Here is a 14,343-nt window from a genome sequence, read left to right on the forward strand (position 1 = left end):
AGATTATACCATGGTTTTGTTACAATAGGTCGCTTTCTCAAAATCCCTGATGTTTATCGAAATAATAGGAACTTCGGGGAACATACCTTTGAGTTCAGAAACAATTCGCTTTGATAAATTGGCCTTTTGTTGAGTAGTTCTCCCTTCCATGATGTTTCCAAAAATGTGGATGAAGTCATCCTTTGCATTCCCAACCATATAGTGTTCAAAGGGATTGATTCGCACCTTGATATCATTAGGGTCAAAAAGACCTGTGGATTTAGCGGTATCATAAACCAATTGCATTATCGATTCCGGGGATTGAGATTTAATGACCGTATTGGAACAGTCCAGCACAAAATGTGGCATAGGTATTTTAATTTATTTGAGTTTTCAATGATTTAGCGATTCAACTTCTTTTAAAAAGCTGTCCAATTGGTCTCGACCCAACCACTCCCCTTTCAACAGTACACCTTCAATCGTTTTGGTGTTTTTAATATCTTCCAACGGGTTTTTGTTCAACAGGACCAAATTGGCATTTTTTCCTTCGGTAATAGTACCCTCCGTAGCAATAGAACCCAAATATCGGGCAGGTGTCAATGCACTGGCCTTAAGTATTTCGTAGGGAGATAGACCAGCTTCTTGAAGAAATTGAAATTCTTCGTGCAAGGAAAATCCGGGTACCACAAAACCAAAAGTATCGCTTCCGGTCATCATGGGAACATCTTTTTTTGCCAACATTTTGGTAAAATTCTTCATCCATTCAAAGTAACCTTCCAACAATGGCAATGCATCCATTCCGTTGATCACCTTACCTTTTAAATTTTGACGATAGGGATTATCGTCCGATGCCCAATACCCATGATCTCCGTTCAGCATATATGTTGCGACTTCTTTTTCCTTAAGTTTTGCAAAGCTATTGTCGTCCAAACATTTTACGATCATATCAAAAACCACCAAGGTCGGTACAATGACAATTCCGCTGTTTTTAATCTGCTCTACGGCATTTTTCAGGAATAGACTATCCCTTCTTTGTTCATCACCGAACAAATACACAAACTCCTCTACATGTTCAATGGATTTCATCCGAAGCGAATACTCCAAGTCCATCTCACGCTGGGCATGCCCCATCACGGGAATATTATAGTCGGCTGCCCTCTCAAGAACTTTCAGATAGATATCCTTCGGAAGATTATCCGCGATTTTTATAAAGTCATATCCTTTGTTGTAATGCTGTGCTATGATGCGCTCTATATCTGCACTGGTTTTTAGATCCCCAGACTGCAAATAGGGTCCCGAAGTATAGTAATTTGGGCCCATTAATTGGTTTTTGTCTATACTATCCCTAATGGCAATATGATCTTGCCAATCGTACTCAGCCATGTTCCGTACCGTGGTAACTCCGTTGGCCAAAAGCAATTTGAAATCACGTTCAATCCCTCCTTCCTTGTTGCGCCAATGGTAATGCATTTCATGCAATCCGGGAATCAGGTATTTGCCGGAACCATCAATCTGCTTGGCCATGGGATATTCCGATGCCTTTGACACGTCTTCAATACGAAGTATCTTTCCATTCCCAACAACCACCCTCTGATTGCGGAGAAGGATGTTCTCGTATACTGGAATTATATTGACATTCTCGATGGAAAGCGTATCGGTTTGGGCAAAACCGGCCGTAAGTCCGAATATGATCAGGGTTAAATTGATGATTGTTGTTTTCATGATTTTAATTGATTGATGATGAATTGATTTTTTTGAACCACAGGTTTTTTACCCTACCTGTGGATATATGGAGACCGATTACTTCTCCTTTTTGATTACGTGACATCTTGATGCTTTCCAGAGGCCAGGAACTTTTGAACACATCAGGTCCCTCTACTTCCATTGTAAATTCTCCATGGCGCCCGTGGGAACATTTTAAGGTATCGCCTTCTAAGTAAAATGTATAATGGGCATCTATTTCCGGACTATAAAATGTACCTGTGCAATCAGTCAGCTCCATGGAACTTTCCTGTTGCCTTATTTCATTTTGATGCGCTGAACGAACAAACGGTTGCATTTTTCCCCTGGTTTCTGATAGTAAAACACCTGCAATGTCATCGGCCCGCTCTCCAAATGGTGCATTGGAAAAATTGGTCGATACAACAATGCTCAATTCTTCTTCGGGATATGTACAAAGGAAAGTCCGATATCCCCCTACAACACCAGCATGCTGTATCCGTTTTTTACCGAACATTTCATCGATATAAACACCATAGGCATAGTTGATAGGGTCGCCATTGGTTAAACCGCCCAATGTTTGAAGAATGGCAAAAGATTGTTCCCATCCAGCTTTGGGGTTATAAAAGTTATGGGCCCACTTTAATAAATCCTCAGCAGTGGAATACATATTTCCCGCACCGGTATAGGCCCAATAGGCCTGCGCCATTTCAAAAACCTTATCGTGGCTATGGTAGTACGATGTGGCTCTGTTGGAGACAATGTGCTGATTATTATCCTCCACATAGGTTCGCTTTAGTTGTAGCGGTTCAAAAACATTGTTTTGCATCCATACTTTGAAATCCTCTCCCGTAACTTTTTCAATAATTTCGGCCAGCACAACATATCCCGTGTTGGAATACATAAACTTTTCGCCTGGTTTAAAATTCAAATCCGTTTGCATTTGTAGCAACCTTACTACATCCCCATTGGTTCTATAGTCATCGCCCCGCCAACCGGCAAGTGCCATTAATTCGTGAAAGTCCCTTAATCCACTTGTATGCTGCAATACATGTTTTAGGGTAATGGGATTACTGAAAATTGGAAACTCAGGGAAATACTTTTGAACCTTATCATCAACAGACAATAGTCCTTTTTGTTGAAGAAGCACAATCCCCATTGCCGTGAATTGTTTTGATATGGATCCAATATTGAACAAGGTGGACCTGTTATTGGGAACCTTATATTCCAAGCTGGCATTCCCAAAAGCGTTTAAGTATGTAATCTCTCCGGATTTCATAACCCCCACTACTCCACCGGGGTGATTGTCCAGATTCCAATCATTGAAAAATGCATCAATCCGGCTTTCCTCTTTGATGTCGGTCTGACCAAAACCAAATATGGGACAAACCAACATGACCCAAATGAATAGGTGCTGACACCCAAGAACTTGCATCAACTTGTATGTACTATGTGAATCCTTCATAATTCAACAAAACTATTTTGTGGCAATGTGTTGTCCATTGACTTTAGTTAAGAAATTCGATTTATCTGATTGACCAGAAATCAAAATTAGACCTATGCCCTTTCCTATTTCTTAATGTACTTTAAGATTTCTCGAAAGCTTTCCACCTAGTTTTGTGACATCAAAAAGAGAAGTCATGAACCAGTATATCAACATTTTATTGGCTTTTATCGGCGGCGTGTTTTTGGCCATGCAGGGGGGATTGAACGCACAACTTGGTGTTCAGCTCAAAAATCCGCTATTAGCTTCACTGACGGCCTTCTTTTTTAGCATGCTCTTCGCATTGTTGGCCGTTGTGCTAAGTGTCAAAAACATACCAAAGACATCTCTTTTGCTCAGTATTCCCAAGCATTTATGGTTCACCGGAGCCTTGTTCAGTGTCATCGGAATAGGGCTTTATTACTATACCATTCCCAAACTGGGCATATCCACCATGATTTCCTTGGGATTGTTCGGACAACTCATTTTTTCGGCAATAGCTGGGCATTACGGATGGTTTGGGCTGCCCGAAGAACCGATGGTGGTCAAAAAAGTATTGGGCCTATTGGCCATGACCCTTGGCATTTTATTGATCAATAAAAGCTAGAAAGAAGTAACGGATAAAATAATTTAAAAACGAAGACTATGGAATTATTGGAAAACTTGAAATGGCGTTATGCGACTAAAAAGTTTGATTCATCCAAATCTATCAACAAAGATGATTTGGAAAAACTAAAGCAGGCCGTACAACTATCGGTATCATCTTACGGCCTACAACTGTACAAGGTTTTAATCATACAAAACAAAGAGTTGAAAAAGGAACTACGGGAAGCCGCTTGGAACCAGTCCCAATTGACGGATGCCTCACATATTTTTGTGTTCTGCAATTATACGGAAAGAGACAACCGAGACATTGATGCTTTTATCGAAGCAACCTCCAAAATACAAAATACTCCATTGGAAAAATTAGAGGGGTACGGAGATTTTATTAAAACGAGTCTCTCCTCAAAGCCTATTAAAGAGTGGCAAAACTGGTCGGAAAAACAAACCTACTTGGCACTTTCCAATCTTTTGACAGCATGTGCGGAACTTAAAATCGATTCCTGCCCAATGGAAGGATTTGAGCAAGAAAAATTCAACTCCATTTTAGGTCTTGATCAAAAAGGGTTGAATGCGGCAGTAATAGCTCCGGTCGGGTATCGATCCGAAGAAGACCATACACAATTCAGAAAAAAAGTTCGTAAGCCCAAAGAAATATTGTTCGAGGAAATTTAACAATGTGTTTATCCTGGATGGAATCCCGAGTTAAAGAAAAATGTAACCTATCCTGGAGTTTGTTCGTCAAAACCTTAAATCAAAAAACAAATCAATTTATGAGACTGTTATTCTTATTGACCCTAATACTTAGTACTTATTCCTGTGGAACAAGCAAAGGCATATCCTCGGAAAACACGGGCAAATTCAAGGACCAACACCCAGAATTTTCATCTCGATTTCAAAGCAAGGCAATAGAAATCTATCAGGAAAAAGAGCTGTACGGGGATTTCATATTTGCGGTGGTCGACGAAAATGGCTTAGCATATTCATTTGCACTGAACAGGGAAATTCTAGATGGTGAAGCATCATCTTTGGACAACGATGCTCCTTTATATATTGCATCAAGTACAAAATCCTTCACAGGAACATTGCTCAAAATTTTAGAGCAAAAAAATGTATTGGATTTGAACAAATCCCTTCAAGAATATCTTCCACAACTGAATTATAGCGACAGTATTGATACCGGGAACATTTCCATTAAAAATCTTTTAAACCATACCCATGGAACCTTTAGCACCAGCATGACCTGGAAAACAGCCTTTTTAGGGTATAGCGGTGGTAACGAAGAATTAATTGAAGACCTGAACACAGATTTCCTATTCGACCCTTCCGGTAATTATCGATATTCTAATGTGGGACCGATCATAGCTGGGATGGTTGCAGAAAATGTAACGGGAAAAACATGGAAAGCGTTGATGGAGGAACATATCTTCACCCCTTTGCAAATGGAAAGCACCAGTGCCAACATCAGTGACTATGCTATTGAAAACATTCGCCCTTCATTGACTGTTACCAAAGAAAGAGGAATTGTTGAGAAAGGTATCTATAAATCGGAGATCACCATGCATGCCTCTGGAGGAATCATCTCAACCATAAACGATCTATCAAAATGGTTGGCAGCAAATATCAATCAGGATAATGTACTATTGAACAAAGGTTCATGGTCCGACCTTCACACTGCAACAACCGCTCAGGACAAAAAGTACTATACGTACCAACGGAATGGCTATAGTTTGGGTTGGGACATTGCGGAATATCAAAACAACAAGATTTTGACCCGATTTGGAGGATTGGCCGGCATTAGCTTTCATATCTCTTTTATGCCCGATAAAAAAGTAGGAATCATCGCCTTTTCAAATGATAACAGAGCATACCTATTGCCTCATTTGATGGCAAATTATGGCTATAATCTAATCAACAAGCAATCTGCGGACAGTATTCTGAATATTGAAAAAACAGGACTTGATAAAAGTTTTGAAAGGGAGGATGACATCCAATATCCTAATGATTCAGAATTGCTTATCGCCAACAATGATAACGAAAGTATTGTCGGCACCTATAAAAGCACCACAAACTGGCCCACCATTGAAATTTACAGGGAAGATGACCACTACATTTTTAATTGGGGGGTATTAAAGGGTAAAATATTCGGAAATGATAAGGGTGGTTACAGTAGCTATCTCGGGGTTTTATCAAGAAACTTTAAAATAAGCAACGACACGCTTAAAACAGGTTCCTTGGTATATGAAAAAGTGAAATCCTAGAACTTACATTGGAACATACTTTTTAATAGAGCACCCGACCATTATTGGTAGGGTGTTTTTTTGTTTGCTTAAACCTGATCAGCGTCCATATCCGAGATTTAAAAATGAACGTATCCTAAATGGGAGCTGGGTTCAAGACATCAACAAAGTCATCATTCGTTCAAATTTATCTTGATATTCAACAGCAAGTGTTTTTGTGTCTTTGGCGTACAAATCCTGTATAACAATAGGTACGCTATAAGGTAAAGTCCAAGCCCTCAGGGTATTGGCAACTACGCGCATATTATCCACGCCTGTTGAGGCATTTCCGCCGTAGGCCCAGCAAATCAAAGCTACTTTTATGTGACTCAGATAAGGTTCTTTCTCTCGAGCACTTACAATCAACCAATCCAAACAGTTTTTCATAGCGCCCGTCATTCCTCCATGGTACAGGGGACTGAACCATATATGTCTTTCACAACTGCGGAACAGCTCCACCATTTTTAATACCGATGGGGGAACGCCCTCGCTATCTTCAGAAAAAAAAGGAATGCTGTTTTCGGCCAAATTAAAAACCACTACTTCAACACCCATGCCTTGCAAGGTTGCTTTAAAATAATCAACGATGTGGTTGGCGGCATTGGATTTGGTAGAATTTGTTCCGTTAAAAACAAGTACTCTCATGTTTCCTTTTCTTGAGGGGTTTTTATACCAGGTAAAAATACCATTGCCAATTTGAAATTGGAAGCCTGTAAATTATGGAATAATAATTAAAATTAAATCCAGGACAGCAATGGCCATCCTGGATCAGTTCTAGGTCTAATCATTATTATGATATGGCCGCTAGATAACGTTTTTCCACTTCTTTCCAATTCACAAGGTTCCAAAATGCATCGATATACTCCGGTCTCTTGTTTTGATAGTTCAAGTAATATGCATGTTCCCAAACATCCAGGGCCAAAATTGGAGTTCCCTGGTCCGAAGCCGTATCCATTAATGGGTTATCCTGGTTTGGTGTAGAAGTAACTTTTAAGTTGCCGTGCGTATCAACAATCAACCAAGCCCAACCTGAACCAAAACGGGTCGCCGCAGCATTGGAGAAGCTTGTTTTAAGCTCATCCAAGGAACCAAATGTTTTATCTATTGCCTTGGACAAAGTGGCTGGCATTTCAGAACCGTTTGGTGTTAATATGGTCCAGAATAAACAGTGGTTATAGTGGCCTCCACCATTATTTCTAATCGCAGTGGACAGTTTTGATATTTTTCCAAAAAGGCTATTCAGGTCCGTGCCCTCAATACCTGACTCTTCCAAAGCAGCATTTAATTTGTTTACATAACCTTGGTGATGCTTGGTATGGTGAATTTCCATGGTTTTGGCATCAATGTATGGTGCAAGTGCATCGTAACTATAAGGTAGCTCTGGTAATTTGTAACTCATAATATGTAGTTTTGAATTAAATAACTTTTTAAAACAGTACAAAGATATTACATTTGTATAATAAACCAAATATTTACTTTGTTTATTATGAATAATAGTATTCCAGAAAATGAACGGGCTATTTGGATTCTCAAAAACGAAGGTGAAAAAACCTTGAAAGAATTGGCTCAAACTTTGGGGGTAACCACGGAAGGGGCCAGATTTCAACTTTTAAAACTGTCCAATGATGGGTATGTTAAATCTGAAAGTAGGGCTAAGGGAAGGGGGCGCCCAAAACAAGTCTGGTCCTTGACCAAAAAAGGGCATTCCAAATTTCCAGATACCCATTCTGAACTGACACTGAGACTTATCAATAAAATAAAGGAGCATCTTGGAGAGGATACATTGACCGAGCTTATAAGTTCCACGGGGCAGGACAATCAACAGCACTATCGCAATGCCATTCCTGAAGAAGCAACTTTGGAAGAAAAAGTTAAAAAATTGGCCGAGTTGCGTAAAGAAGAGGGGTATATGGCCACGTACGAACAACATGGGAATGGTGACTACCTTTTGATAGAAAACCATTGCCCTATTTGCGCTGCGGCCACCATATGTCAAGGATTTTGCGACACTGAACTCAATACATTTCAATCGGTATTGGGACCAAATACCAATGTAGAGCGTGTCGATCACATCTTGGCCGGTGCAAGACGCTGTGCTTATCTAATTCAAGAAAAGTAAAAGGCCGAACAATACAAAATTGCCCAGCCTTTTACATTAGGGTTGATATACACTATACTATTGCTGAGCCATCTCCAGGTTTACCGTAAACTCTACCTCATCCCCCAATGTGGGGGTATCGCCTCCTACCCCAAATTCCAAACGGTCTACAGTTCCCGTCAATTTTAATCCGGCTTTTAACTTTTGACTACGCTGATCGGTGATAACACCATTCACTTTCCCATCCAAAGTGACCGACTTGGTAACCCCGTGCATGCTAAGGTCACCTGTCAAGGTAAAGGTCTTATCCCCTGTTTTTTCGAAGCTTGTACTTTTAAAGGTTATCGAAGGGTACTTCTCTGCATCGAAAAAGTCGGGGCTTTTTAAATGGTTGTCCCTGTTTTCATTATCGGTATCAATACTTGCCACTTTGATATCTACATCAAAAGAAGCATTATCAAAATCATCTTCCGCGGTGGCGGTAATATCAAATTCCCCGAAACTTCCCTCCACTTCAGAAATCATTAAGTGGGTAATACTGAATCCGACCTTGGAATGTGCATTGTCCGATTTCCAAGTGGATTGTGCTTGAATTGTGGTCCCTGCAAGAACCATTACTAGAAAAAATGACAGTTTTCTCATACGTTGTGATTGTTTAAATGTGATTGTATAGGTTTTATTTAAATTCTTTTTTACTCAACTTTTACTGTATTATCAGCAAGTGTGAAATTGAAGGTTCCAGAGCTTAATTCGTATACTCCTACCTCGATTCCATTACGTACCTCTGTTCCCGTGTACGTTACTCCTTCTATCGCCTCAAAGGAATCGTTATCCCCTCCCATTGGCAAATACAGGGTGGCGCTGGTATTAGCGGGAACCGTGGTTTTGTAAGAGGTCATATTCCCTTCTCCATCGGATGTCCAACTACTGTGAATGATTCCATAATTGGATTCGTAACTACCCGATAGGGATTCAAACTTACCTGCCACCTGTGGCTGCAACACAAAGTGTTTGTATCCAGCTTCTCCCGATTCATGGTCCGTTGTAATACCCAATTGAAACTCATACATCCATTGACCAACAGCACCAAGTGCAAAGTGGTTAAAGGAATTCATTCTGTTTTCGTTATTCCCCTTAAATGCTGCCGTAAATCCATTCCAGCGTTCCCAAATGGAAGTAGCCCCTTTGGTAACAGGATAAAGCCAAGAGGTATAATCCGTACTTGAGAATAATTTATAAGCTTCATCGACCTTACCTCCCCTGCTTAAGGAGGGCAGGATATTCGGTGTTCCCGAAAAACCTGTGGTTATGGTGTAGGGCAAGAAATCCTCGGTAACCTGTTCGCTATTCATTCCAAAACCGCCCAATGGTCCTTCTCTCATCGGATATTCCACTCGGGTACCATCTGCATTTGTATTACTGGAAGATGGCATCGATACCAGTTCCGCCAAATAAGCTTCTGCTTTGGGTCTGTTTTCTTCATTGAACACATTAAAGTTAAGTGGGGTTGCATAGGATGTTTGTGAATGTACAATAAGGCCATTAAGGTTCCTTGTCCTTCCCGACTCGGGATCGACAAAAAATTTGTTCCATTCATCCTTCGCCTTACTGTGTCTATCTCTTAGTTCATTTGCGTAGGCGGTTTCGCCAATGGCATCGGCCATAATCGCTGTAACCTCCATCATATAAATATAAATGGCATTGTTCACTAATTCTGGCGGCGTATTGTTATCCATGGCCAACCAATCGGCAAGCCCATCTGTTTTGGAGGACAAATAGGTATACTCTTCGTTAAAATCATAATGGTCCATGCCATCCAACCATAGGCGCATGGTTTCCATATTCTCTTCGATAACCTTGGTATCGCCATACTGAACATACAACTGCCATGGCACCATACATACTGCCGCGGCCCAAGTTGTTCCATTGGCAAAGCTGGTATCGTCCTTCATATTGTACGTAGGCACCGTACTGCCTATACCTCCCGGAGCTTCTGTTTCACTACCTACACCTTGGTCATCGCGCAAAGCGACCATCCATTGTCTAAAAAAATTGTAAGTGTCCGAATTATAGGTACCTGTTCTTGTATAAGCTTGGGCATCTCCTGTCCACCCCATACGCTCGTTACGTTGTGGGCAATCGGTAGGGAGCGTAAAGAAATTCCCCAATTGACTGCGCTGTATGTTTTTGAAAAGTTGATTGGCCAATTCCCCTGTTTCTTTGTCCGTAGTGGCCGCAACATAGGTTCCTGTGGGCAATTCGTCAGAAGAAAGCGATAAACCAATTACGTTTTCCAAAGGCAAAGCACCGGTATGATCGGGCAATGTAATTTGAATGTACTGATATCCCCTAAAAGTTGTTTTTGGCTGAATAACGGTCTGTGCTCCATCCTTGGCAACATAAAAATCGGTTGCCATAGCAGCTCTGTAATTCTCGGTAAGTATTCTTCCCGCAATACCTTTTCCATTCTCGTAACCATACATGTCGATGTATTGGGGTTCATCACCATCCAAACCTGGATAAACCTGTTCTCCATATCTTAAAATAACGGTGTCCCCCTTTTTCAGCCATCCTTCAGGCACAGTAATTGAAGGCACCCCGACCATGTTTACCCCCATATTATAGGTATACGTTTTTTCGTCTGTGCTATGAACTTCCATGAGCTCCTTGGCCTGCAAGCGTTCCACTACGCGAACGGGTCGATCGTACCGGGAAACGATTTCAAAATCTATCCATTCACGAGGTTCAACCACTTCAGCATGGGCCCAACCATCGGCTTCGTAAGCCGTGGTGGTCCAACCATTGGCATTACCATCAACAGCGATACGTTCTTCCTTGAGGGCATTATAGCGTTCCCCTTGGAAAAAACTTCCATACTCTACGGGGCCCTCGGTAAATATTTTCCAAGAGTCCGTGTTGGTGACCACGGTCTGTTCGGTTCCGTCAGCATACGTAATGACCAACTTGGCCAACAATGCCTCCGTATCTCCAAAAAAGTTAAAGTTGGAAGGGGTATACGTCATGTATCCCGTATACCATCCAGGAAAAATCAACGCACCAATGACATTCTCACCCTGATTCATCTGTTCGGTTACATCATAGGCATAGTAACCCAAGGTTTCACGGAATTGCGTGGCCCCTGGCGCAAACCAATCCTCCCCTATCCTATCGCCATTTATGTAGACCTCGTTGGAACCCATGGAGGTCGCATATAGTTTTGCCTTGGCAATAGCTTTATTTCCGGTATTGAACTCTGAACGGAGCATGGTCGCCGACCCATGACTAGGGTCTGCATATTGAATCAAGGTTTGGTCCGAATCATTGGTTACTTCTATATTACCTTCTTGATTGACGGAAACACCTTCAAACCCTTCAAATATGGAATAAGTTGCCCCTACATCCTTTCCAAAAACCGTATTGTTGTTCGGGTCGCTTTTCCCAGCGTTCAAAATTTTATAATCCTTAAAAACAACCCTACTCCCTGGCTCCGCACCAAAGCCAACGGAATTAATATGTGGATAGGTGAGAAAATTACCTCCACCACTGGAACCTGTTACCGAAAAACCAACCTCCCTAAATTGAGGGGGTACAGGGTTATTGGGATCTTCAGGCTCCAACTGCAGCATTTCTCCATTGATCTTAATGACAATGTTGCTCGCATTCACCTCTATTTTGAGGGTGTTTTTTTCATTCTTGTTGCGTGATGTGATCAACTCATTGATATTGGTCTGAGGATAATTTTCTTTGGAAATCACCATATAAGGGATTTCCTCAGAATCGTTTACATCAAAGCCGACACGATAAATTTTCAAAGCTGCTCCGGAAGCACTTCCCACCCCGGAAACATCCAGTTCCACTCTAAGATAGTTTTCTCCTTCAACATTATTGATATTCTGAAATTTATCGTTAAACCTATAGTCGTTGGCACCGATGATCAACGATGCCGTGTTTCCTTCCAAGATCTGAACATCGGTTTCAACATCAAAAAGCAATGCCGATGTCGCGTCCAATGTCAAGGTGTTGGTTCCAATAAATTGGGCACCATCCCAGGCAGACAAACTAGGGATCATTAAGCCTGTCTCAAAACCGGATGTCTGTGTATAGGTTTTTCCTTCCACATCCCAAACGGTCAAATTCCAGGTGTACGCGGTTTCGGGTTCCAAAGCATCTCCTTCGTACGCAACATTGTTGGATATACCACTCTCTACCCTTCCGCTGTCCCAAACTGGGCTTCCATCAGACTTCATCACCTTTATTTGATAGGCTTGTTGTTCCTGTCCGACAACATCCGATTTCATTTGCCAACCGAACAATGGGTTTTCATCTTCTACTGCCAAAGGTTTTTCTGCATAGGATATCCGTAGATTTTGTATTTCGGTACTTGGGGAACCGCAGGAAATAACCATAAGAAAGCTACCCCAGATTAGGGCAGCAATTGTTTTCGGGAATGATTTCATTGTTTACTTTTTAAATGTGCTGTTTATTTAACGTTCGGCCATCAAAGCCAAAAATTCTTTATCATGTTGTGGTTTTACCTCACAGGTGTTATCAAAGAACATGGTAGGCGTATTCTCCGTGTTGTATTGAGGCCATTGTGGCATGCCATCGTGATCAGGGTTTCCTGTTTTGGCAAAACTGATCCAGGCGCTGCTCATTTTATCGGCAAGCATATGAGCCTCCGATCCGCCACCTGTCATCTGTCTGGCTCTTTCTACATTATCAAATACAAATGGGAGTTCCATGCAATGTAGGGCCTTGTATTTCCCATCAAAAACAGGGGACTGCCACGTGAACATGTACATGTAAACGGGTGCGCCATCCGCCAATTGTGACTTTTTATTGGCTTGGTACACTGCTCCTGGCCTAAAGGTGGCATCAATGTCCATTAAATCGGATGGTCTTGTGTCGTTTGGATAGGCTTTTTTTACAGCGGTTACATAATGATCCGCCTTATCCTTATAAGTTTCCTTGATATGCGCCATCACCTCATCTTCGGATGCATTGAAAAAACGGCCGTTCCTAAAAGGGGTGAATTCATTTTTGGTGGTACCCACCATTAAGGGGATGTCCTTGGAAAGTTGAAACGCTTCGTCCGAAAATAAGTCGTGGGGAAGGACATTGCCATCCATACTTGGCCCCCAGCTTAGACCGAATCCTACCGGTGCGTTGCCTTCTTCTCTCATTTTTTCGGCCACTACTTCCAGAGCTGCCAATCCTGCCTTGCTCAATTCATCAAAAGGAACAGTTTGCAGACTATCTACTTGGTCTTCGGACAACGAAAGTTGGTTCAACACCTCAGCTGCAATCGCTCTAGTGGTTTCTTTTTTGGACAAGCTTCCCCTGAACGAACCACTTTGATTGATGGCTTTGTGGAATAATCCTTTTGCCCGTGGCATGGCCATTAAGGTGTTTACTTTGGCTCCTCCACCGGATTGACCAAAAATGGTCACATTGTTGGGGTCTCCGCCAAAATTGGCAATATTGGCTTTTACCCAATCCAATGCAGCAACAATATCCAACATACTATTGTTGGCAGTTTCTTTGTATTTATCACCATAAGCCGATAGATCCAAAAAGCCCAGGATATTTAATCGATGATTGATGGAAACTACTACCACATCCCCTTTATTACTGAGGTTTTCACCATGGTAAGATGGCAATTCTTGGCTGGAACCTGCGGTAAAGCCTCCCCCATGAATCCAAAAAAGGACAGGTCTTTTTTTATCATCGTCAATGCTAGGGGTCCATACATTCAGCCTCAAACAATCTTCACTGGTATAGCCCCAATCATGATCAAAAACGAACTCTGATTCATCTTGGACTTGAGTGGTCGGTGTCATCAACGGTGCTACCGGACCGTACATGGTAGAACTTCTTATTCCCTCCCACGGCTCCACTTTTTTAGCTGGCATAAAACGATCTGCCGTTGCATAGGGTATGCCCTTATAGGTATATATTCCGTTTTGGATAAACCCACGGACTTTTCCCGATTCGGTATCGGTAACGGCCACATCCGCTCCTGTAACAACTTCACTTTGTGAGTGTAAAGAACTTGTTCCTACAACAATTAGGAACAAAAAAAGTGCTTTTTTCAATTTCATGTTAGTTTGTTTAGTTAGTGTTTTTATTGGTTAGAATCTACATTATTTTTTTATGATTCCAGAATAATCGGTTAAAGGTGCCAA

12 protein-coding genes are annotated in these 14,343 nt (G+C 41.6%); 4 read left to right on the forward strand and 8 right to left on the reverse strand.

Annotation, left to right across the window (positions count from 1 at the left end):
• Positions 1–3: 3 nt before the first annotated feature.
• Genes J0X13_RS07040 through J0X13_RS07050 form a run of 3 tightly spaced genes read right to left on the reverse strand, consistent with a single transcriptional unit; the run spans position 4 to position 3,163 of the window.
• On the reverse strand, positions 4–348 hold the full coding sequence (locus tag J0X13_RS07040; RefSeq protein ID WP_127022734.1) for a 5-carboxymethyl-2-hydroxymuconate Delta-isomerase: 345 nt from the start codon (positions 346–348) through the stop codon (positions 4–6).
• A gap of 24 nt (positions 349–372) precedes the next feature.
• Positions 373–1,701 carry an amidohydrolase family protein gene (locus J0X13_RS07045; RefSeq protein ID WP_207070705.1) on the reverse strand — a complete coding sequence of 443 codons (1,329 nt, stop codon included), beginning with the start codon at positions 1,699–1,701 and terminating at the stop codon, positions 373–375.
• 4 nt (positions 1,702–1,705) lie between these two features.
• The gene (locus J0X13_RS07050; protein ID WP_207070706.1) at positions 1,706–3,163 is read right to left on the reverse strand and encodes a serine hydrolase domain-containing protein; all 1,458 of its coding nucleotides are present in this window, start codon (positions 3,161–3,163) and stop codon (positions 1,706–1,708) included.
• 175 nt (positions 3,164–3,338) lie between these two features.
• Here J0X13_RS07050 and J0X13_RS07055 point away from each other — a divergent pair, with 175 nt between their 5' ends.
• From J0X13_RS07055 to J0X13_RS07065, 3 genes are all read left to right on the forward strand, one after another.
• Positions 3,339–3,788, forward strand: a complete 450-nt coding sequence (locus J0X13_RS07055; protein WP_207070707.1) for a DMT family transporter — start codon at positions 3,339–3,341, stop codon at positions 3,786–3,788.
• A gap of 38 nt (positions 3,789–3,826) precedes the next feature.
• On the forward strand, positions 3,827–4,456 hold the full coding sequence (locus J0X13_RS07060) for an NAD(P)H-dependent oxidoreductase (protein ID WP_207070708.1): 630 nt from the start codon (positions 3,827–3,829) through the stop codon (positions 4,454–4,456).
• A gap of 98 nt (positions 4,457–4,554) precedes the next feature.
• The gene (locus J0X13_RS07065) at positions 4,555–6,042 is read left to right on the forward strand and encodes a serine hydrolase domain-containing protein (RefSeq protein WP_242535630.1); all 1,488 of its coding nucleotides are present in this window, start codon (positions 4,555–4,557) and stop codon (positions 6,040–6,042) included.
• Between the two features lie 132 nt (positions 6,043–6,174).
• Here J0X13_RS07065 and J0X13_RS07070 read toward each other — a convergent pair whose 3' ends face one another.
• A complete protein-coding gene (locus J0X13_RS07070) occupies positions 6,175–6,705 on the reverse strand; it encodes an NADPH-dependent FMN reductase (RefSeq protein WP_207070710.1) in 531 nt (176 codons plus the stop codon).
• A 145-nt stretch (positions 6,706–6,850) separates the two neighbouring features.
• A complete protein-coding gene (locus tag J0X13_RS07075; protein WP_242535631.1) occupies positions 6,851–7,459 on the reverse strand; it encodes a superoxide dismutase in 609 nt (202 codons plus the stop codon).
• 87 nt (positions 7,460–7,546) lie between these two features.
• Here J0X13_RS07075 and J0X13_RS07080 point away from each other — a divergent pair, with 87 nt between their 5' ends.
• Positions 7,547–8,179, forward strand: coding sequence for a helix-turn-helix transcriptional regulator (locus tag J0X13_RS07080; RefSeq protein ID WP_207070711.1), 633 nt, complete (start codon positions 7,547–7,549; stop codon positions 8,177–8,179).
• A 57-nt stretch (positions 8,180–8,236) separates the two neighbouring features.
• Here J0X13_RS07080 and J0X13_RS07085 read toward each other — a convergent pair whose 3' ends face one another.
• From J0X13_RS07085 to J0X13_RS07095, 3 genes are read right to left on the reverse strand one after another with little or no spacing between them, the layout of a single operon-like run.
• Positions 8,237–8,800 (reverse strand): YceI family protein, encoded by a 564-nt coding sequence (locus J0X13_RS07085; protein WP_207070712.1) that lies wholly within the window; start codon positions 8,798–8,800, stop codon positions 8,237–8,239.
• Positions 8,801–8,850: 50 nt separating this feature from the next.
• On the reverse strand, positions 8,851–12,615 hold the full coding sequence (locus J0X13_RS07090; RefSeq protein ID WP_207070713.1) for a family 78 glycoside hydrolase catalytic domain: 3,765 nt from the start codon (positions 12,613–12,615) through the stop codon (positions 8,851–8,853).
• Between the two features lie 27 nt (positions 12,616–12,642).
• On the reverse strand, positions 12,643–14,259 hold the full coding sequence (locus tag J0X13_RS07095) for a carboxylesterase/lipase family protein (protein WP_207070714.1): 1,617 nt from the start codon (positions 14,257–14,259) through the stop codon (positions 12,643–12,645).
• Positions 14,260–14,343: the final 84 nt, after the last annotated feature.

Origin of the sequence: [Muricauda] lutisoli (nom. illeg.), from assembly GCF_017313105.1 — a bacterium.
Classification (GTDB): domain Bacteria; phylum Bacteroidota; class Bacteroidia; order Flavobacteriales; family Flavobacteriaceae; genus Flagellimonas; species Flagellimonas lutisoli.

Coding starts and splice junctions, on each gene's coding strand:
- J0X13_RS07065 (WP_242535630.1), top strand. CDS start 4,555: ATGAGACTGTTATTCTTATTGACCCTAATACTTAGTACTTATTCCTGT.
- J0X13_RS07055 (WP_207070707.1), top strand. CDS start 3,339: ATGAACCAGTATATCAACATTTTATTGGCTTTTATCGGCGGCGTGTTT.
- J0X13_RS07095 (WP_207070714.1), bottom strand. CDS start 14,259: ATGAAATTGAAAAAAGCACTTTTTTTGTTCCTAATTGTTGTAGGAACA.
- J0X13_RS07040 (WP_127022734.1), bottom strand. CDS start 348: ATGCCACATTTTGTGCTGGACTGTTCCAATACGGTCATTAAATCTCAA.
- J0X13_RS07050 (WP_207070706.1), bottom strand. CDS start 3,163: ATGAAGGATTCACATAGTACATACAAGTTGATGCAAGTTCTTGGGTGT.
- J0X13_RS07070 (WP_207070710.1), bottom strand. CDS start 6,705: ATGAGAGTACTTGTTTTTAACGGAACAAATTCTACCAAATCCAATGCC.
- J0X13_RS07045 (WP_207070705.1), bottom strand. CDS start 1,701: ATGAAAACAACAATCATCAATTTAACCCTGATCATATTCGGACTTACG.
- J0X13_RS07075 (WP_242535631.1), bottom strand. CDS start 7,459: ATGAGTTACAAATTACCAGAGCTACCTTATAGTTACGATGCACTTGCA.
- J0X13_RS07090 (WP_207070713.1), bottom strand. CDS start 12,615: ATGAAATCATTCCCGAAAACAATTGCTGCCCTAATCTGGGGTAGCTTT.
- J0X13_RS07080 (WP_207070711.1), top strand. CDS start 7,547: ATGAATAATAGTATTCCAGAAAATGAACGGGCTATTTGGATTCTCAAA.
- J0X13_RS07060 (WP_207070708.1), top strand. CDS start 3,827: ATGGAATTATTGGAAAACTTGAAATGGCGTTATGCGACTAAAAAGTTT.
- J0X13_RS07085 (WP_207070712.1), bottom strand. CDS start 8,800: ATGAGAAAACTGTCATTTTTTCTAGTAATGGTTCTTGCAGGGACCACA.